The 20,060-nt window shown below is 73.7% G+C and carries 8 protein-coding genes; 2 read left to right on the forward strand and 6 right to left on the reverse strand.

What is annotated here, in order from left to right; genetic code table 11:
• Positions 1–30: 30 nt before the first annotated feature.
• The 3 genes from ACFZBB_RS08225 to ACFZBB_RS08235 form a co-directional block, all read right to left on the reverse strand.
• On the reverse strand, positions 31–963 hold the full coding sequence (locus ACFZBB_RS08225; RefSeq protein WP_391119043.1) for a ricin-type beta-trefoil lectin domain protein: 933 nt from the start codon (positions 961–963) through the stop codon (positions 31–33).
• A 69-nt stretch (positions 964–1,032) separates the two neighbouring features.
• Positions 1,033–3,723: a right-handed parallel beta-helix repeat-containing protein gene (locus ACFZBB_RS08230; protein ID WP_391119045.1), complete on the reverse strand. Its 2,691-nt coding sequence runs from the start codon at positions 3,721–3,723 to the stop codon at positions 1,033–1,035.
• Positions 3,720–11,612: a putative T7SS-secreted protein gene (locus ACFZBB_RS08235; RefSeq protein ID WP_391119047.1), complete on the reverse strand. Its 7,893-nt coding sequence runs from the start codon at positions 11,610–11,612 to the stop codon at positions 3,720–3,722. The genes ACFZBB_RS08230 and ACFZBB_RS08235 overlap by 4 nt, the downstream gene beginning before the upstream one ends.
• Positions 11,613–11,814: 202 nt before the next feature.
• Here ACFZBB_RS08235 and ACFZBB_RS08240 point away from each other — a divergent pair, with 202 nt between their 5' ends.
• A complete protein-coding gene (locus tag ACFZBB_RS08240) occupies positions 11,815–12,717 on the forward strand; it encodes a hypothetical protein (RefSeq protein WP_391119050.1) in 903 nt (300 codons plus the stop codon).
• A 66-nt stretch (positions 12,718–12,783) separates the two neighbouring features.
• A complete protein-coding gene (locus ACFZBB_RS08245; RefSeq protein ID WP_188282265.1) occupies positions 12,784–13,092 on the forward strand; it encodes a WXG100 family type VII secretion target in 309 nt (102 codons plus the stop codon).
• 60 nt (positions 13,093–13,152) lie between these two features.
• Here ACFZBB_RS08245 and ACFZBB_RS08250 read toward each other — a convergent pair whose 3' ends face one another.
• The 3 genes from ACFZBB_RS08250 to ACFZBB_RS08260 are packed head-to-tail and all read right to left on the reverse strand — an operon-like array spanning position 13,153 to position 20,022.
• A complete protein-coding gene (locus tag ACFZBB_RS08250) occupies positions 13,153–17,946 on the reverse strand; it encodes an FtsK/SpoIIIE domain-containing protein (protein WP_391119052.1) in 4,794 nt (1,597 codons plus the stop codon).
• A 58-nt stretch (positions 17,947–18,004) separates the two neighbouring features.
• Entirely contained in the window at positions 18,005–19,426 is a 1,422-nt protein-coding gene (locus ACFZBB_RS08255) for a hypothetical protein (RefSeq protein WP_391119054.1), read from the reverse strand.
• Positions 19,423–20,022: a sigma-70 family RNA polymerase sigma factor gene (locus tag ACFZBB_RS08260; protein WP_391119056.1), complete on the reverse strand. Its 600-nt coding sequence runs from the start codon at positions 20,020–20,022 to the stop codon at positions 19,423–19,425. Before ACFZBB_RS08260 ends, ACFZBB_RS08255 begins: the two co-directional genes overlap by 4 nt.
• Positions 20,023–20,060: the final 38 nt, after the last annotated feature.

Raw genomic sequence — 20,060 nt, forward strand, 5'->3', positions numbered from 1 at the left:
CACGGCCCCGGAATTCGGGACGATGGGCCGTCAGCTCTTGCGTTTCCACGCCTGATTGCTGCCGCCGTTGCACGGGTGGAGCTTGATCGGAGTGCCGTCGGAGGTCGCGGCCATCCATACGTCGACGCACAGGCCCGACTGGTCGCCGCGGATCACGCCGCCGCTCAGCGTGAACTGCTGCGCCGGATTGCCGCTGCAATAGGCGATCTGGACGACCGTCCCGTCGTCCGTGCTGCCCCAAGCGGCGTCCATGCACAGGCCCTTGCTGCGGATCGTGCCGTCGGAGGCGAACGTCCACTGCTCGTTGACGTTGCCGTTGCAGGTCCACAGTTGCAGGTGGGTGCCGTCGGAACCGGCCGAGGCGTTCAGGCACTTGCCCGACCCGCCGCTGACCAGGAAGTCGCCGACCCTGGCCGGAGCGGGCGGCGCGGCGGCCTTGGTCGCCTTCGCCGGCGGCTGGGCGGTCTGCCTGGTCGCCGGGCTCGTGGCCTTCTTCGTGGCCCGGGTGCGCGGGGCGCCACCCCCTGATCCGGCCGAGCCGCCCGAACCGCCGGAACCGCTGGAGCTCCCGGCGGGCGGGGCGGCGGCGTGCTTGGCCGCGGGCGGCCTGGTCGTCGGCGGCGGGCTCGTCGTGGTCACCGCCGCCTCGGGGGTGGTGGCGGTGCTCGACGGCGTCGCGCTCGGCGACTGGGTCCGCGCGGCGGCGACCACCGTGTCCGACGTACGGCCGCCGTCCCCGCCGTTGCCGCCGCCGAGGGCGCCGAGCAGCGGGACGACGAGCACGCAGACGGCCGTCACCGCCGCGGCGCCGCCGATCGTGCCCCACACGCGCACGCCGGGCACCAGGCCGCGGCGGGGCACGGAGGCGTGCTCGGCGAAGGTGGCGGAGAAGTTCGAGGCGGCGGGCGGCGGCGCGGACGCGGGCTTGTCCAGGGCGGGCGGCGGGAGGTCGGGCGTCGGCACGGGGGTCTCCGGGGGGATGTCGGGCGCGGGGGCGGGGTGTTCGCTCGGGGCCGGGGCCTCGGCGTCTCCTCAGAGTCTGAGGACGGGGCGGGCGACGGCGGGTGCTGCGGGCAGGGCCACGGGCTGCGGCGGCAAGTCGTCGGCTTCGAGGGCGACCAGGTCCTCGGCGCGCGGATCGGCCAGTTCCGCGACGCGTTGCGCCTGACGTTCCGTCATTTCCTGGAACACCTGGCGCGCGGAACGGCCGTTGCCGAAGCCCTCGCCGCGCGGCATCCGGTCGAAGAAGCCGCTCAGTTCCGCGCGGGCCTTCTCGGTGAGTTCGTAGCGGTGCTCGGCCGCCTGATGCTCCACGATCGAGACGAGTTCCGCCGCGTCGTAGTCCACGAAGTGCAGGGTGCGGCTGAAGCGGGAGGACAGGCCGGGGTTGGAGGACACGAAGCGGTCCATCTCGGTGGGGTAGCCCGCGGCGATCACCACGATGTCGTCGCGGTGGTCCTCCATGAGCTTGACGAGCGTCGAGACGGCCTCGGTGCCGAAGTCGTTGCCGCTGTGCAGCGGCGACAGCGCGTACGCCTCGTCGATGAACAGCACGCCGCCCAGGGCCTGTTGGAAGGCAGCGGTGGTACGCGGCCCGGTGTGGCCGACGTACTCGCCGACCAGCGCGCTGCGGTCGACCTCGATCAGGTGGCCGCGGCGCAGCAGGCCGAGCGCCTTGAGCAGACGGCCGTAGAGCCGGGCGACGGTGGTCTTGCCGGTGCCGGGGTTGCCCGCGAAGACCAGGTGGCGGCTGAGCGGCGGCGCGGGCAGCCCGGCCTCCTGCCGTCGCCGTACCGTCTGCATCAGCTTGACCAGCGAGCCGACATCGCCCTTGACGCCGTCGAGGCCGACCAGCGAGTGGAGTTCGGCGAGCAGGTCGTCCAGATCCTCCTCCGGCGCGTCCGGGTCCGTTCCGTCGTCACCGAGTACGCCGGGCGTGGCCGTCCCGGACGGCGACGCGGGCAGGCCGGCGGACCGGCCCGCCGCTCCCCCGCCGGGCCGCGGAATCGTCGGCCGCCGTACGTCGTAGGAGACGCAGTCCTCGAAGGCGGGCCGCGCTCCCTCGTCCTGGCCCAGATCCTCGGCGCAGTCGCGGACCCGGCAGCGGCGGAAGACCGGGGCGGCGCCGCGTGCCACGTGGAGGGCGGGGAAGCCCGCGCCCGCGACCTCGCAGGAGGTGAAGGTGCCGCCCGCGTCCTCGGCGAGGTAGATGCCGTTCTTCGCGGGCGCGTCGATGAAGACCCCGCTGACCTCGGGGAAAGCGCCGGTCCACACGACGATCGCGGAGCCGGCGCTGCCTTCGACGGAGCCGCCGTCGACCCGCGCGGTGCCGCCGGAGTCGACCACGATCCCGGCGGCCCCCGCGGCGACGACCCGGACATGGGAGAGCCGTACGCCGCCGCCCGCGCCGACCTCGACGCCGGTCTTCGCGGCGCGCAGCACCGTGCAGTGCTCCAGTTCGGTGCCCGCGGCGGAGACGGCGTGCACTCCGGTGGCGGTGTCGGTGAGGCGGCAGCCGCGGGCGGTGAGTGTCGCGGTCTCCGCGGTGTGCAGGCCGGTCATGGCGATACGGGACAGGCCGCATTCGGTGAGGTCGGCGTGCGCGGTGCCGACGGCGTGCAGTCCGTGCTCGGCGCTGTCGCGTATCCGGCAGTCGAGCAGGGCGGCTTTGGCGGCGTCGGCGAGGTGGACGGCGCTGTAGCCGGTGCCGGAGATCGCGCAGTCGGCGAGGCGGGCCGTGGCGGTGCCGAGGACCAGCAGGCCGTTGGCGCGGGAGTCGGTGACCGCGCAGCCGGTGGCGGCCAGCCGCGCGGCGTCCTGGGCGACGAGACCGCTGGTGACGGAGCCGGTGATCCGGCAGTCGGCGATCTCGGCGGTGGCGGAGCCGGTGAGGCGGATGCCGACCGCGCCCGCGCCGGTGACGCGGGTGTCGCCCGCGACGAGCGCCGCCTCGTCCTCGACGAGCAGTCCGCTGCCGCCGGTCCCTTCCAGCGCGCAGTCCACCAGTGCGGCGGCGGCCCGACCGCGGATCCGCAGGCCCGTGCCGGTGCAGTCGCGTACGCGCAACCGCTCGGCGGAGAGCCGGGCGGTGCCGGACAGGACGACCGCGGTGCCGTCGACGGCCTCGATCCGCAGGTCGTCGGCGCGGGCGCGGGCGGTGCCCGACAGGTGCAGGCCCGCGCCGCCCGCGCCCGCGATCCGGCAGCGCAGCAGGAGCAGCGCGGGTCCCGGGTCGCGGGTCGGGGCCAGATCGGGGTCGGGGTCGGCGTCGAAGTCCAGGCCGTCGGGGTCGGGGACACCCAACTCCCGCGTTGCGCCGTTTTCTTGGGAGCCGTCGTCGGCGTCCGTGCCCGTCACCTCGACCCGGCCGCCGAGGACCACGCAGTCGTGCAGCGCCAGCGTCGAACCGTCGGTCACGCGGACCGCCGCCTCTGCGTGGTCGGCGCCGCGCAGGGTGAATCCGTGGACCGCGCAGTGCGCGTCGGCCACGGTCAGCGCGGGCGTTCCCTCGGCCGCCGGGTACAGCGTGACGCTGCCCGCGCCGTGTTCGGCGCGCAGCACCACCGGCCGGTCCACGGTCAGCGACTCCCGGTACTCGCCGGGCTCCACCAGGACGGTCGCGCCGGGCCGGGCGGCGCGTACGGCGGCGGCGATCGTACGGTGGGCGCCGCGTCCCTTGGCGGCGACGTGGACGGTGGGGGCGGTCGTACGGTCGGTGGTCACGGCTGCGGCTCCCCGCTGGTGTCGGAGGTGCCGGTGCCGGTCTCGGCGGTGGCGGTGTCGCCGTAACCGCCCTGGTACCACCAGGGGTTGATGCCGGCGCGGTACCAGTTGGTGAGCTGGGAGGTGAAGACCTTCTCGGGGAGCTTCCAGCCGAACTGGATGAAGAACTCGGCGAAGCCCTGCCGGTGGAAGAGCCGGCTGCCGCCGCCCATGATGAACAGGTTCTTCATGGCGCCGACGCTGACCGCGCCGGTCATGCCGGAGACGGCGTTGATCAGGCCGTCCAGGGCCGCGGCTCCGCCGCTGAGGTAGACGGTGTCGCCATTGGCGTCGGTGATGCCGAACACCGAGGCGTTCATGCTGCCGTTGACCCAGGCGGCGAGCGTGGAGGTGCCCACGTTGTAGCTGAAGTCGTACATGCCACCGCGCCAGCGGGTGGGCGCCTCGTTGCCCGCCCACTCGTTGGACCAGTGCTTGTCGTGGTTCATCGGCTTGCGGTACCAGGGCTTTCCGCTGTCGGTGTTGGCCAGGCCGTTGCGCCAGTCACCGGTGCGCTGCAACCCGCTGATCTTGTTGTCGTGGACGAGGCTGCCGACGGCGGTCTTGATGCCCGCGCTGACGCTCGCGTTCGCGAACGCCTTGAGCGCGTCCTTCCCGGAGAACGGCCTGTTCTGGATGTCCGCGACGATCGCGTTGACAGCGAGATTCGCGGTGAACTCCAGGACGAATTCCTGGAAGAGTTCGATGGCGGCCTTCTCCATGACCAGCTTCCACTGCGGCTGGTAGAGGCCGTCGCCGATCCGGGAGATGTCCATGCCGCTGAGGTCGGTCTTCCACTGCATGCGGTTGGGCTCGCGCAGCCGCCGTCCCCAGCCGCGCAGTTCGGCCGCCGGGCCGCGGAAGTCGACGCCGCGTCCGGTGAGTTGGAGGCGTCCGAAGGTGTCCGCCTCGAAGATGTAGCCGCTGTCGGAGCCCTGGGCGTGGATGACGCCGTTGCCGTCGTGCCGTACCCACTGGCCGCGCCAGGCGTCGGTGGTCAGGATCTGGTTGGTGCCGACGACCTTGCTCTCCACGACGGCCGCGTTGTGGTCGAACTCCTTCCAGACGTTCAGGTTCACAGGGTTGGGGGCGCCGGGGCCGAGGCGGGCGCCGTCGGGCAGGTACTCGCGCACGCGTCCCGTGGTGCTGGTGGTGGGCACCTCGCGGACGGTGATCGGCGCGGCGCCGCCGCCGAGGTCGACCCGGTCGCGGAAGGACCGGGCGCCGGTGAACCAGTCGTCCACGTACGCGCCGGCCCCGCCGCCCGCGCGCGGATTCCACCACTGGCGGGTGCCGGCGCCGTGGAAGTCCACGGCGTTGCCGAACGCGTCGTACTTCGCCCAGCGCCACTGGTGGCTGCCGTCGGGGTTGGTGACGCGCCAGGAGTCCACGTGCTCACCGCCGCCGAGCATGTCCCGGCCGCGGATCGCCACCGGGCCGTTGTCGGTGCGGAGATACGCGCGGAAGGAGTCGTCGAACGGTGTGGCGCCGTTGAAGCCGCGGCCGAACTCGGTGAATCCGGTGGTGCGGTTGCCCGCGCCGTCGAGTCCGTCCCAGGCCCAATGACGGGTGTCGGTCCGGCCGTTGTAGCCCGACCAGTCCCAGTGCCGGGAGCGCGGCGCGGTGGTGGTGACGGTCGTCGGGCCGTGTCCGTGGCCGGGCCGCAGATCGGCGCCGGGCCAGCTCCGTACGTCGCCGACGGGCGCGCCGTGCACGTTCTTGGTCAGGGCCGCGCCGCCGTTGCCCTCGAAGGCGCCTGCCCGCACGCCCGGGCCGCCGTCCAGGACGGTGCCGGCCGCCGGGACCGGCTGGAACTCCACGACGGTGCCGTCCGCGTAGCCCGCGCGCGCCACCCTGGTCGGGGCGGCGTCCGCGCCGTACCAGTCGCCGCCGGTGAAGGCCCCGTTGTGGTCGACCTTGAAGTGGTCCTCCCAGATCCGGCCGCCGGGGGCGCCGGGCGTCTCGATCCGGTAGCCGGAGAGCTTTCCCGCCCCCTCGGTCCACGGCATGCGGTGGGCGACGGGGGCGACGCCCGCGGGCAGTGTGACGGAGTCGCCGACGGTGAGGGTGTTGCCGTGGTCCAGCTTGTACGTGCCGCGCGTCAAGGTGCCGTCCGCCGCGATGTCCAGCACGTTGTCGTTCATGGCGGTGAAGCGGAAGCCGTGTGTCTCGGCGCCCGTCGCCAGATCCGTCCTGGTCCACTTCGACATCTGGAAGCGGGTGTCTCCCTTGAGGAAGCCGTGCGTGTCCCACACGGCGTCGCCGATGCCGATGAGGTGCTTGCGGACCCACTGCGGCGGGCGCTGCTCGGACCAGCGCTGGACTTCCAGGAGTTGGTTGTCCGGCAGCTTCTCCAGGGCTCCGGCCGGCTTGCCGTGTTCCGACTGCTCCTTCCACAACTGCTCGGTGGCATTGGCCCCGTTGGGGTCGATGGTGACCGTCTTGGGCAGGTGCCCGTTGGCCGGGTCGAGCACGGCCTCGCGGTAGTGGTTGGCGTGGGACTGCGGCAGGTGCGCGGGCCCCCACTGGCGCTGCACGACGATGTCGCCGCCGCCGTGCCGCAGGTGGTCGGTCCAGCCGCCGTCGGCGTCCATCGTGCGTGTGCCGCCGAGCACCGGCCGGTGACGGGCGTCGTAGCGCACCCACGACCAGTTGCCCGCGCCGTCGCGGACGCCGAGGACGCCGCCGCCGTCGATGCCGGTGCGGTACTCGTGGACCAGGGTGCCGTGGTGGTCGATGCCCCGCCACGCCTTGCCGTCCAGCGTCCCGACGTTGCGCAGGCCCCAGTTGGTGACGTTGCCCGCGTTATCGGTGTGCGTCCAGCGGGTGTTCTGGCCGGAGAGCCTGCCGAAGCCGCTCGCGTCGGTACGGCGGAGGGAGTCGAGGAAGCCACCGGTCGCCAGCGGCCGGCGTTCGAAGACCTCCACGGCGCTCTTGCCGGGTTTGGCGACCAGCTTCACGTGGCCCGCGTCGGTGGCCACGTCGACCGTCCCGGAGTGCAGCAGGCCGCGCCCGGCGCCCGTGAAGGGGGCGCCCGCGACGGTGTCCATGAGCTGCCAGGTCTTCGCGTTCGGCGTGAAGGTGAGGACGAACCGCTGTCCCGGCACGCGGACACCGTCGCGCGTGACGTTGATCGCCTGCTGGTGGATGCCGCCGTCCGCGCCGAACTGCCGGTACTCGCCGCCGCGTACGCCCGCCGTGCGGTCCGTGACGCGCCAGCCGTCGCCGTGCGGCGCGAAGTGCGGCAGCGGTACGCCGTTGGCGTCGATCGCGAGCCGCTGGGCGGCGCCCATGGCGCCGGGCGCCGGGTAGCGGGTGACGCCGAATTCGTGCAGGGGCGCGCCGCCCGGGCCGTGCAGCATCACGGCGTGGTCCCCGAGGTGGCCGCCCGCGTGGTCGTGGGTCCAGTAGTCGCCGCGGCCGGTGTCGGTGACGCGGATCGTGGTGGGGTTGCCGGTGGCCGGATCGAGGTCGACGCGTACCGCGTGGTGCGGCACCGGCTGCCACGCGCCGTCGAGGTGCCCGGCCGCGCCGCCGCCGACGGGGAAGTCCACGGCGCCGCTCGGTCGGCCGTCCGCGCCCAGGAGTTGGCGGCCGTCCCCGGCCAGTACGTGGTCGGGGCCGAAGCGCTGGTACGTCATGGCCTGTCCCGCGCCGCCGGGCCGCTCGACGCGCAGGCCGCCTCCCGCTTGGTCGAAGACCTGGAAACCGCCGGGCCTGACACCGCCGGCCAGTTCGATGTGCGGGGCTCCGCCGCCCACCGGGCGCACCACGAGCCGCCCGTCCGCCGCGCCGCCGGGCAGCCGCAGCGGCGTACCGGTCTCCACGGCCTGCCCGCCGGTGATGTCGTGGCGGACGAAGGCACCGTCCGCGCCGTTCCGGTCGATCCGTACGGCGACGGTGGCGCCGGTCGCGTCGGTCTCGCGGACCGGCGTGAAGCCGCGCACGGGCGCGCCGTTGGCGTCGAGCAGTTGTGCGCCGCCGCCCCGGCCGGGCGCGGGGAATTCCACGAAGTGCGGGGCCCCGGCGGTCGTGTGGAGCCCGTGGCCGTCCGCGAGGTGCAGGCCGCCGGAGTCGAAGAGCTGGTACGTGGCGGACGTGCCGGGTGTCGCGGCGCGGTCGACGCGGAAGCCGTCGCCGGGTACGGGCAGCCTGGTGACGGTGGCGCCCACGTCCACGGCGCCGCCGGTGACCAGGTGGTGGGTGGCCGCGCCCGTCTGGTCGAAGGTCACCGAGATGCCGGTGCCGAGCGGCGCCTGCGGGCCGCGCAGCGGGACGGTCTCGGCGCGCAGCGATCCGTGCGAGTCGAAGGTCTGCCGGATGCCGGTGTTCACGTCGTGGACGGACAGTCCGCCACCGTTGACCTGGACGACCTGGTGGGTGGTAGCGGTGAGGTCGTTGCCCGCGCCGTCGAGGAGCCTGATGTCCACGCCGTTGACGCGGTAGCCGATGCTGACGCTGAGGCCGTGCGGCAGGCCGGTCGGGCCGCTCAGCGGCACCGACTCCTCGATGAGACGCCCGCCTTCGGCGCCCTCGACCCGGATGACGGGCGGCGGCACCGCGCCGCCGAGGAGCCGGGGCCGCTCGCGCAGCGACTGGAGGTTGAGGTCGGTGATGTGCTGGTCCATCGCGGCGGGGTTGATGCCGTGCTCGCGCAGGCCGCGTACCGCGACGTTGAACTGTTGCTGGGCGGCGGCCAGTTGGGTCCTGATCTCGGTGACGGCGTGGGACTCGCCGCTGGAGGGTCCGCCGGGCATCGCGCGCAGGTCGTCCAGGTGTTGTTCGAGGCGGCCGAGGTCGTGGCGTGCCAGGACGAAGTCGCCCCAGGCGTCGAAGCGCAGGGGCCGTGAGGGGTCGGTCGCCGGGCCGAACAGCGCGCCGATCCGCTCGCTGTCGGCCGACCACGCCTGGTCCAGTTCCTTGGCGGTCGGCCGCGGCGGCGGTCCGCCGAGCCGTACGTCACCGGCCGTGTGCGGGGTCGCGGCGGGCACGGGTGCCGGTCCGGGGACGTGTGCCGGTTCGGGGAAACGCGCCGGGGTGCCCGCGGACGCCTTGTCGCCGAGTCCCGGCACGGGGGTGCCGGCGAAGGCCGGGCCGTCCGCGCCGTGGCCCGACGCGCCGTGTCCAACTGTGCCGTGTCCGGACGCGGGGTGCGGCAGCGGCGAGGGGCGGCCGAGTGAGCCGTTGTCGAGCAGGTCCATCGCGGCGTCGAAGCGGTGCGCGGGTGGGAGGTCCACGCCCGCCGCGCCGCTTCCGCCGCCGTTGGCCGTGAGGACTTCGGGCCCCTTGCCCTTGCCCGCCCCCGCGCCCGCACCGCCGAGGTCGAAGGTGGTCACGGCCGGCGTCCCCGGCATGTGGGTGACGGCCACCGGCGGCGGCATGTGCGTGACGGCGGCGGACGGCGGGACCTGGGCGACCGCCGCGGGCGGCGGCATGTGGGTGGCCGCTCCCGGTGGCGGTACGGAGAGCGCGGCGGCGGGCGGCGGGACGGCGGCGACGGCGGCGGGCGGCGGCATGTGGGTGACGCTCGCGGCCGGCGGGACGGAGACGACCGACGCGGGCGGCGGGGTCGCGGTCAGCGCGGTGGTCGGCGGCGGGGTGAGGTCGCTCGCGGCGTGCCCGACGGTGTGGACCGGGCCGAGGTCCACCGAGATGTGCTGGGCGAGCGTCGCCATCGTGTGGCTGTTGGCGATGTTCGCGGCGGTGCCGGTGATCAGCGCGTTCGGAGTCGGCGCCAGGGCGTGCACGGCGACCGGGTTCGGGGTGTGCAGCAGGTCGAGCGCGTTGAAGGAGCCGCCGGTGTGGATGTCGGTGACCACGTGGGTGACGCCGCCGGTGAAGGTCGCGGGGACGTGCCCGGTGACCGGCACGGTCGCCGCGTGGAAGTTCACCGCGCCGTTGGTGGCCAGGTGCGGCAGAGCGGGCGCGGGAACCGTGTGGGCGAAACCGGCGGTGGCGGCGGGCGGCGGCATCGAGACCGCGCCCGCCACGTTCACATTGACGTTGACGGCCGAGGCGGGCGGCGGGGTGGCGATCGCCGCGGCCGGGTTCGTCAGATGGGCGCTGGTCACCGGGGTGGTCGGGGTGAAGGCGTGCACGGTCCCGGCGGGCGGGGTGGTCACGACGGCCGCCGGGGTGATGTGCGGGACCCCGATCGAGGAGACCACGGTCTGCGGCGGCACGACCAGGTCGGTGGCCTGCGTGACGATATGGCTGGGGACGGCGTTGGTGCCGATGCCCGGCACGTGGAAGGAGGGCGCGCCGACCTGGGCGTGCACGCCGGTCGCGCCGATGCCCGCGGTGTTGATGCCGGTGGTGGAGATGTGGATCGGCGGCGGCGGAGCCAGGATCGCGGCTGCGGGCGGCGGCAGCGCGTGCACCCCAGCGCCGACGTCGAAGGTGATCCCGGTCGGGGTGTGCGTGACGTTCGCCCACTCGCCCAGGTGCATCGAGGACAGTTCGGTGATCGGGGTGTCCAGCAGCGCGTCCTTGCCCATGATCGCCTGGAAGCTGAAGGTGATCGAGTCGCTGAACTTCGGCCCGAGGTCGAGGCTGAGCTTGGGCGGGTCGGGGATGAACAGGCCGGGCGCCGAGTGTCCCGCGCCGCTGAACTCCGGCGTCGGCAGGTGGCTGACGCCGCTGCCGACGGCCTGCACGCCGGGCCGCACGATGTCCGCCGCGCCGTACTTGAACTTGCCGAACACACCGCGGTCGACGAGCGCGATCTTCATGGCGCCGAAGACGCCGAACTTCCCGATCTCGTCGCCCTCGGCGGGCAGGAACACCCGCAGCCACTTCGCGCCGCCGAACTCGTTCTTGAAGAACGTCGCGCTGCCCTTGCCGAAATTGGTGACGAATTCCGGAACTCCCTTGAAGAAGGCGGGAATTCCCTTGATGCCGGTGAGGACGGTGAGCGAGCCGACCTTGAAGGCGTTGGCGCCGAGCTGGCCGAGGCCCTTGCCGACGCCCGACAGCCACAGTCCGCCCGCCTTGGTCCAACTCCCGGTCAGGTGGGCGAGTTCACTGAACGAGGGCAGCGCGACGAACGGCTTGGCGATGCCGGTCATCATGTCCTTGAGGAAGGTCAGGGTGGCGATGCCGCCCGCCTTGATGGCCTGCCAGCCGAGTTTGAAGCCCTTCGCGATCAGCGAGAAGATCGGCACGGCGCGGGTGGTGGGCGCGATCATGCCGAGCGCGGAAAGGAACAGGTCGAGCGCGCCGACCTTGCCCTGCGCGAAGTCCACCGCGGTCTTGATGAAGATGGTGAGGTTGACCGCCATCGCGACCAGCGCGATCGGACCGCCGAAGATCAGCGCGGGCAGGATCAGCGCGATGGCGATCCACTGGAAGATCTCCCAGAATTCCGCGCAGCCGGACACCGGCGACTTGATGTTGCCCGACGCCTTGCGCAGCGTGGTGGTGGCGGCGCTCGCCGCGTCCTTCTGCGTCTGACCCGCGGCGCGCGCGGTGCTCGCCAGCGTCTCCAGATTCGGGTCGTCCTTGGCCAGCCCGCGCCCCTGGTCGAGGGCCGCGTCCGCCTTGCTCTGCGCGGTCGACATGGCGTCCGCGTACGTGGTCAGGGCGGTGCTCGACCATTCGAACGCCTCGGCGATGCTCTGCACGAAGCCGCGCAGCCGCCCGCTGATCTGGTCCCGCAGCGCCTCGGCGGTCTCGCCCGAGAACGCCTCCGGGCCGGTCTTGTTGAGCACCGTCTCCATCGCGGTGTCGATCTCCCGGGCGGTCCTGCCCAGGTCGCCGATCGAGGTCGCCACGGTGTGGATCCGCACCGGGTCGCCGGGCGTGGGGTCGCCGCTCACACCGAGCGCGTCCCAGTCCGTGGGGCGTGGCATTCCGGGTCCTCTCCTGCCGTACCGCCGTGTGCCGCGAAGTTCTGCCGCATGTCTCACGTACGAGGAGCCCCGGCGGTTCACTGCGGGAAGTCCCGGACCCACGTCCCGGACCTGGGTGAACCGCGGGGACCGCTGGTACGTGAACATGTCGGACCGGCTGGTTCCGGTGACCCCGGCGGCCCCCGGCGCCCGTAAGGAGGAGATGGCATTGGTCGACTTCGCGCTCGACTACACCGTTCTGCACACCGCCCGTAACGACCTGCACGAACTGGCCGACAAGATCGGGCCGACGCTCAAGGACAGCGACTACGCCACGCTCGGCAACGACGACTCGGGCGACGCGCAGGACGTGTTCGGCGACGCCCAGCTCACCGCCGCCTTCAGCACGCTGTACTACCGCTCGAAGCACCCGATGGAGAAGGCCGAGGACGATCTGCGGCAACTCGGCGACACCTTCGGCGCGGTGGCCGACGGCTTCTTCAACATGGACGCGCAGATCGCCGAGGGCGCGGGCATCATGAGCGCCGACATGGGCCTGAGCGACTGGGTCGCCAAGCACAAGGCGTGGCTGGGCCACGACAAGTGGGTCAAGGACCACGACCTGTGGGAGCAGTACCAGGCGAATCCGGACTCCTGCGAGGTCGCACCGGGCGAGACCGCCCCGGCGTACTGCTCGGCGTCCGACCCGGGGCCCGAGCCCACCGACCCCGGCGCGCCGCCCACCGACAAGACGCTGACCACCGCGGACGGCGGCACCGTACACACCCAACTGACCCTGGACGACGACTACAACGTCGTCACGGAGAAGACCACCGTCACCACCGGTGCGGGTCAGACGTACACCTCGACCACCACGTACCAGGACGACCACCGGTCGTACATCACGGACACCGTCTACGCCGACGGCAGCAAGGCGCACTCCGACGTCCACATCAACGAGGACGGCAGCGGCACCATGGCCGTCACCGACGGTGACGGCAAGGAGAGCGACTACACGCGCACCGGGGCGGGCGCGGAGTGGAAGCTCGTCGGCGACGAGGACGGCGACGGCGTGGTGGACAGCGAGGAAGAACCCGACCCCAGTTACGACTACATCGGCTACTAGCGCCGTCAATCTGCCCGTCAACCGGCCCGTCAACCGGCCCGTCAACCTGCGAGGAGCACACCCGCGATGCCCAACATCTCCCTCGACTACGAGAAGATCGAGACCACTTCGTCCAAGCTGGACACCGCCAACGAGAACATCGTCCCGATGCTCAACCAGCTCCGCACCGACGTGAACAACCTGCTGGACGACGGCATGGTCTTCGAGCAGTCCAGCGCGGCGCTGAAGGAGTCGTACGAGAAGTTCAACTCCAGCCTGCTGCTCGCGGTGAAGGGCATCAAGGACTTCGCGGAGCAGTTCCGCGGCATCAAGCAGTCGATGGCGGACAACGACGCCGACCTGGCGAAGAAGATCCGCGACGCCGCCAACGGCTGACGGTCCGTCACGCACCCGCGCCGGGCTTCCCGTTGGGACGGGAGCCCGGCGCGGGTGCGTTCAGGACGTCTTGAGCGTGGTGACCGGGACCTGCACGGTGAGCGCCGTGCCGCCGGGGCCCGAGGTCCAGGCGCGGCCCGCGCGGGCGTGCGACCGTACGGCGCTGATGGACAGCCGCGCGCCGATCAGGTCGCCGTCGGACATGTTGCGCGGGGCGAGGACCAGGCCGCGCCGGGACCGCTTGGCCGCGGTGAGCCAACTGCCCAGGCCCAGCGAGAGGGAGTCGGCGGGACCGGCGGCGAGCAGGCCGATGCCGCGTTCCCTTCCGGAGACCACGATGTCCTTGAGGATCCTCTCCGCGCCGCCCATCGCGACCAGGTCGGCGTCGTCCACGATGACCACGCGCGGTCCCGCCATCGCGTCCAACGCCTCGCGCACGGCGTCGGCGGACGGGTCGGGCTCGGTCAGCAGCCGGACCTGCGGGTGCCGGGCGAGCGCCCGCAGTGGCGACTCGCGCGGGGTCAGCACCACCAGCGAGGTGCCGCCCGCGAGCAGCGAAACGGCCAGGCAGGCAAGGGCGTTGCTGCGCCCGGAGCCGGGGGGCCCGGCGACGAGGAAGGACGGCGCGCCCTGCGCGAAGTCCACGCCGACCGCGCCCGCGCCGTCGCCGCCGACGCCCAGCAGGCCCCACATCGGGCGGCGCAGACTGGCGGGCACCTTCTCGTAGACCTCGGAGAAGTCGGCCACCGCGGGCAGCGGGGCGACCGGGAACGGGCGGCGGTCGTCGGGGACGTTCACCGCGCGCCGGGTGGCCGCGGCGCCGATCCTGCGCAGCGCCTCGACCTGGCCCTGGCCGCTGTCGTCGGCGTCGAGGAGCGCGATCTGCGTCTCGGTGCGGCTGACGATGTGCCAGCCGCGGCCGTCGGGGACGGACGCGGGGACCTGGCTGGGCAGCATGCCGATGAGGTTGTAGTCGCTGCGGTCGGCCTGCCGCAGCAGCAGCTTGTGGTCGTTGTGGGCGGCGATCCGGCCCGCGATCAGGGAGCGTTCCGAGGTGGCGACGACGTGGATGCCCGCGGCCGCGCCCTCGCGCAGCAGCCGGGTGATGTCGCCGAGCAGCCGTCCGTTGTCGTAGTCGTCGATCAGCGGGGACAGCGCGTCCCAGCCGTCCACGAGCAGCAGGATGTGCGCGGGCCGTTCCGCCTCCGGCAGCAGGTCGCGCAGTTCGTTGAGCCCGGAGCAGCTCCGCGCGGAGCACGCCTCCTGACGTTCGGTCAACTCGCGTACCAAGCGGCCGAGGAGGCGTTCCAGGTGCTCGAAGTCGTGCCGGGACACCACGGCTCCGCAGTGCGGCAGCGCGGCCACGGCGGCCAGTCCGCCGCCCGCCGCGTCGATCCCGTAGATGTGCAGGTCGCTGAGGCGGGCGGTGCGCGCGGCGGAACCCGCGATGGTGCGCAGCGCCTGGGTGCGGCCCGAGCGCGGGGCGCCGATCACGTAGAGGTGCCCGAAGGTGGCCAGGTCCACGGTGGCGACCCGGCGTTCCTGGAGCTGCGGGATGTCCTCCAAGGCGTACGGGAACGGCGGCGGGAGCGTCTTCAGGCCGGTGGCGCCCGGGCGTTCGACCGCGGGCAGCTCCTCCAGCAGGACCTTCGGCTCCAGTGCGGGCAGCCACGGGCTGGGCTGCGGCTCGTAGTCGTCGAGCAGGTCGGCGGCCTCGCGCAGCGCCGCCACCAGGACCTGGAGGTCGGTGCGCGCGAGCGGCCCCTGCTCCTGCGGGGTTTCGTCGTCGCCCGCGGGCGGGGCGGCGGGGCGGCCGAGCCGGGTCCAGGACAGTTCCGCGGCGTGGACCTTGGGGCGGGCGAGCGCGGGGCGCGGCCGGCCGTCCGGGTCCTCGCTCTCCTCGGCGGGGCGTTCCGCGCCGACCCACGCGGACTGGAACGGGACGGCCGAGCGGTGTCCGTAGCGGACCAGCGCGCGTCCCGGGGTGCTCGGCGAGATGTGCACGGCGTCGCCGGTGTCGATGATGTCCTGGCTCTCGACCATGTCGGTGACGCGCAGCGCGATCCGCAGGTTGGTGTTGGCCTTGATGTCCGCGGTGACCGCGCCCGCCGGGCGCTGCGTGGCGAGGATGAGGTGGATGCCGAGCGACCGGCCGCGCTGGGCGATGCTGATCAGCCCGGTGACGAAGTCCGGCACCTCGCGCACCAGCGTGGCGAATTCGTCGATGACCAGCAGCAGCCTCGGCAGCGGCGGGAGTTGGGGGTCGGTGGCGGAGGCAGCGGCGGCGGCGCGCTTGGCCCGGTACTCGGGGTGGTCCTTGGCGTCGTGCTCGGCCAGGATCCGTTCCCTGCGCCGCAGTTCGGCGGCGAGCGAGTCCAGGGCGCGCTGGACGAGGTGCGCGTCGAGGTCGGTGACCATGCCGAGGGTGTGCGGCAGGTTGGCGCACTCGCGGAAGGCGCTGCCGCCCTTGTAGTCGACCAGTACGAAGGTGAGTTCGTCGGGGCGGTTGCCCGCGGCGAGGGAGGCGACGAAGGACTGGAGGAGTTCGGACTTGCCGGATCCGGTGGTCCCGGCGACCAGGCCGTGCGGCCCGTCGCGTACCAGGTCCAGCGACATCGGCCCGTCGTATCCGGTGCCCAGTACGAAGGTGGTGGTCGCCGGGCGCCTGGTCCAGCGGTCCACCAGCGCCCGCGCGTCCGGCGGTTCCTGGCCGAGCAGGTCCAGCAGCCGTACCTCGTCGGGCAGTCCGCTGTCGTTGTCCGGGCTGACGTCGCGCAGCGGCGCGAGCGCCCTGGCCACCCGCTCGCACCAGGCGGAGGCGACCAGGTCGGGCCGTACGCCGGTGACTTCGGGCAGTCCGGTCCTGCGGACCGTCAGATCGGTGCCGGAGACGGTGACGACCGCGCCGCACTCCTCGGGCAGCAGCCGTTCCTGCTCGTCGAGGCAGAGGCTGAAGACGCGGACCGGCGGACCCTCGGTGAGGATCTGCACCATGCCCGGCACGTCGCGCAACTGCCGTGCGCTGTCGGCGATCACGAGGATGTCGGGCGCGGTGAACATCGCGCGTCCGATGGACGAGCCGAGTGCCCGCTGCCGTGCCTGGATCTGCGAGACCAGTTCCGAGACGCGGTTGGCGACGCTCTCCGGGTCGTTGCCGATGGCCACGACCGGGCCGTTGGGCGAGTACGGCCGCAGGTGCGGCAGCCATCGCACCCAGCCCCACTCCTGTGCGCGGGACGGCTCGGTGAGCACGACGATCCGCAGGTCGCGCGGACTGTGCAGGACCGCGGACTGGGCCACGCACCAGCGGGCCAGCGCCTGGACGGGCGCGGCGGTGCCCGCGACGCCGACGACGCCGAGTTCGGTGATCTCCACGCCGATCGGGATGTCGGGCAGATTCCAGCGCACGGTGCGGTGGTTCTCGTCCTGCGCCGGGTCCTCGATCGCCTTCACCGACGGCATGTCGACGGTGCCGACCCGCAGGACGAGGTGGTCGGGGTCGCGGCGGCGGCGTTCCCACAGGCGGCTGCCGGGTCCGGTGGCGATCAGGCCGAGGGCCGCCGGGTCGGGTCCGGTGTCGCAGCGCACCCAGCGCTCGCGTACGACGGCCGCGCGGATCTCCCGCTCCACCACGCGGCGGCGGGCCCGGTAGCGGCGGCGCGACTCCACGTGCGTTTTGTGGTTGTTGCGGCGGCCCATCACCCAGTTGGAGATCGCCATCAGCGGCGTGAAGAGGATGAACACCAGGTAGAAGTACGAGTGGAAGATGCCGACCATGACCAGGCCGAGGACGACCGGCGCGAACATCATCAGCAGCGGGAACGGCACGCGGATGCGCTGTCCCGGCGGGGACGGCAGGCGCAGTGACTCGGCGTCCAGGTGCGGCGCGATGCGCGGCGGCCGGTTGAAGTCGATGCCGATGCCGTCGGCGGAGTCGGCGACCGCGGCGTCCGCCTCCACGGGGGCGACCATGCGCAGCAGCGTCGTGCCGACGGCGAGGTCGACGTCCACCGGCCACGCGGTGCGGTGGTCGGCCTCACGGCGGGCGGTGGTGTCGGCCTGCGCGGGTGTACGGGCCGCGACGGTACGGGGGTCGGCGGCCGGTCCGCGCGCCGCCTTCCTGGCCGCCTTCCGCGCGGCCCGCGCCGCCTTCTCCGCCTCGTCCACGGCGCGCGCCGCGTCCATCCGCTCCTCGGGCGTGGTCCGGTCGGGCGCGGTGCCGGTCAGCGGGTCGACGTCGGAGGGCGGGACGGGGACGCAGAGCCGAACGGAGCCGCCGTCGATCCGGTCCTCGGCGCGCTCGCGGTGCCAGTACGCGCTGCCGTCCGCGGCGATCGTCACCCACAGCCCGTGCTCGGGCGCGTCGGCGCCGCGGACCCGGATCGCGCAGCGGGCGTCCGTGCCGATCTCGTAACTGCCCTGCGCGAGCGGCCAACTGCGGCCCGCGCCGGGGCCCGAGACGCTGTGCACCTCGGCGAGCACGGGTTCGCCGGGCGCGGGCAGGACGCGGCCCGCCAGCGGGTCGGGGTCGGGCGGGGTGCCGCCGACGCCGAGGACGCTGCCCTCGCGGATGCCGCTGTCGCGGATCGGGGCCTCGGGGGCGAGCGGTGCGGCGCCGAGGTGGAGGGCGGGGCCCGCGTCGGGGTCCGCGCGCTCGGGGGCGTCGGGACGTGCCGGGTCCGCCACGGGCGCGCCGGGGCGGCCCGCGGTGGCGGGTGCGCCGTCGGCCCGGACGCCCAGCGCCTCGGCCAGGTCGCCCACGGTGCAGCCGTCGGGGAGTTCCAGCAGGTGGTCGCGGTGCACGGCGCCCGCGGTGGTGCCGACGGCGTCGACGGTGGTGAGAGTCAGCTTCACGATGTCCAACCGGGGTGGTGGGGGCGGCCGGGGGCGGCGGTCAACGGTCGGTCGGCGGTCAGTCGCCGCGCGGGGCGGGCGCGGTGGTCACGGCTCCCGAGCCCACGGACTCGGCGTCGGGTGTCCCGGCTCCGCCCGCGGACTGACCGGCGGCGGGTCCGGTGCGGGCGCGTCCTCCTGGCGGGGTCGCGCCGGATCCGGACCCGGCGGCGGCCGACGCCGAGACGCCGACCGGGCCCGACTCGGCTTCGCCGCCGCTTCGTTGACGGGGCGTCACCTGAGCGTGCCCGACGGCCCGCGCGGACCCCGTGGACGGCGCGCCGCCTGCGGACACCGCGGAGACGCCCACCGTGCCGGGCTCCTCGGCCCGTTCGACGTGCGCGTGCGGTGCCGGGGCGCGGACGGGCGCGGCCAGCGGCGGCGGTTCGTACGGCGGCAGCGACCCGATCGCGGCGGCCACCGCGCGCGGCACGGACGTCGCCCGGACCCGCAGCGGTGTGCCGTGCACGGTGAGCAGTCCGTCGCGGTCCACGTCCAGCAGCCGGGCGCGGCCGTGCGTCCTGCCGTACGCCAGCACGCGCGGCCCCGCGGCCCCCGCGAGGTCGGCGGCGTCGGGGAGCGGGCCCTGGCAGACCACGAAGGCGGGTCCTTCGTGGGTGTCGCTCCACCGGGCGGCGTCGCGCAGCGCCTGTGCGACGGGCGGGCCCGCGTGCCGGGGGTGCACGCCGTCGGCGACGGTGACGGCGCCGGGCGGCAGCCGCCGGTCGAGCTGGGCGGCGAGCGCGTGGACGAGCGGGCGGGCGACGCGTTCGTCACCGTCCAGCGAGGTGACCGGCGCGCCCGAGGCGAGGTCGAGGAAGACCGCACGGCCCCCCTCGACGCCGACGGCCGCGATCAGTACGGGCGGCGCGACCGGCTCCTGCTCCCAGCCGGCGCCGTCCCCGAGGGCCAACCCGCCCGCGAGTCCGGCGGGTTGAAGGTCGTGCCACTCCTCGTACGCGCTCCACCACACGCGCGGGTCGCGGTCGTCGGCGACCCACGGCGGCGGCGGTTCGGGGACGTCCCGGCCCGCGACGAGGACGCCGACGAGGCCGTCGTCGGTCCCGTCGCCGACCAGCACGCCGTACGGGCGGCAGCGGTCGGGGGCCGCGGCGTGGGCGGCGCGCAGCGCGCGCTCCCCGGTCCGCCAGACGCCGGGATCGTCCAACAGGCGTCCCAGCAGGCGGAGTTGCCGCCGATAGCGGACCCATCCGCGCAGCGGCGCGGTGAAGGCGTTCGCGGTGAGGCGGCTCTCGCGGCGCACCCAGCGGCGCACCACGCGCCATCCGCCGATCCGGCGGACCGACCGGTTGGTGAGGACCAGCACCGCGATGACCAGGCCGAGGACGCCCAGCACCGTGCAGATGGCGCCCCGGTGGTCGGTGAACACCTGGAGGGGCCCGCCCGCCAGGTCGACGACGGCCGGTTGCGGACGGGTCATGCGGCCGTCTCCTCGTTCTCCAGCACACCCAGCTCGCGGCGCAGCGAGCGGATCGCGTGGTGGGTACGGGACTTGACGGTCCCGCGGGGTATCCCGAGGACGTCGGCGACCTCTTCGCTGCCGCGTCCGTAGATGTGCACGTGCACCAGTACCTCGTGGTGCGCGTAGGGCAGTCGCCGCATGGCCTGTTGCAGCCACCGCCGGTCCACCACGCGGTCGGCGAGGTCGTCCCAGTCGGCGGTGTCGGGGCGGACGTCGGCCGCGCTGCCGACGGGTATCGCGCGGTCCTTGCGCCAGGTGTCGACCGCCAGATTGTGCGCGATCCTGAACAGCCAGGGCCTGATCGGCCTCTCCTGCCAGTCCAGTTGATCGGCCCTCAGCCACGCCCGCAGCAGGGTCTCCTGCACGACGTCCTCGGCGTGCCGCAGGTCGGGGGCGAGCAGCTTCGCCACGTACCGCAGCAGCGCCTCGCGTTCGCCGCGCAGCCGGGCGGCGGCCAGTTCACCGCCCGCGACGGAAGGGCCGGTTAAGCCGCTCGCCTCGCCGGAGATCTCACCGCCTGACAGTGCGTCAGGAAGATCCTGTGTCGGTTTCACCACAGTTCCCTTTCTGCCTGCCAGCTCTCCCGATCACA

The organism is Streptomyces sp. NPDC008139, assembly GCF_042957025.1.
GTDB lineage: Bacteria > Actinomycetota > Actinomycetes > Streptomycetales > Streptomycetaceae > Actinacidiphila.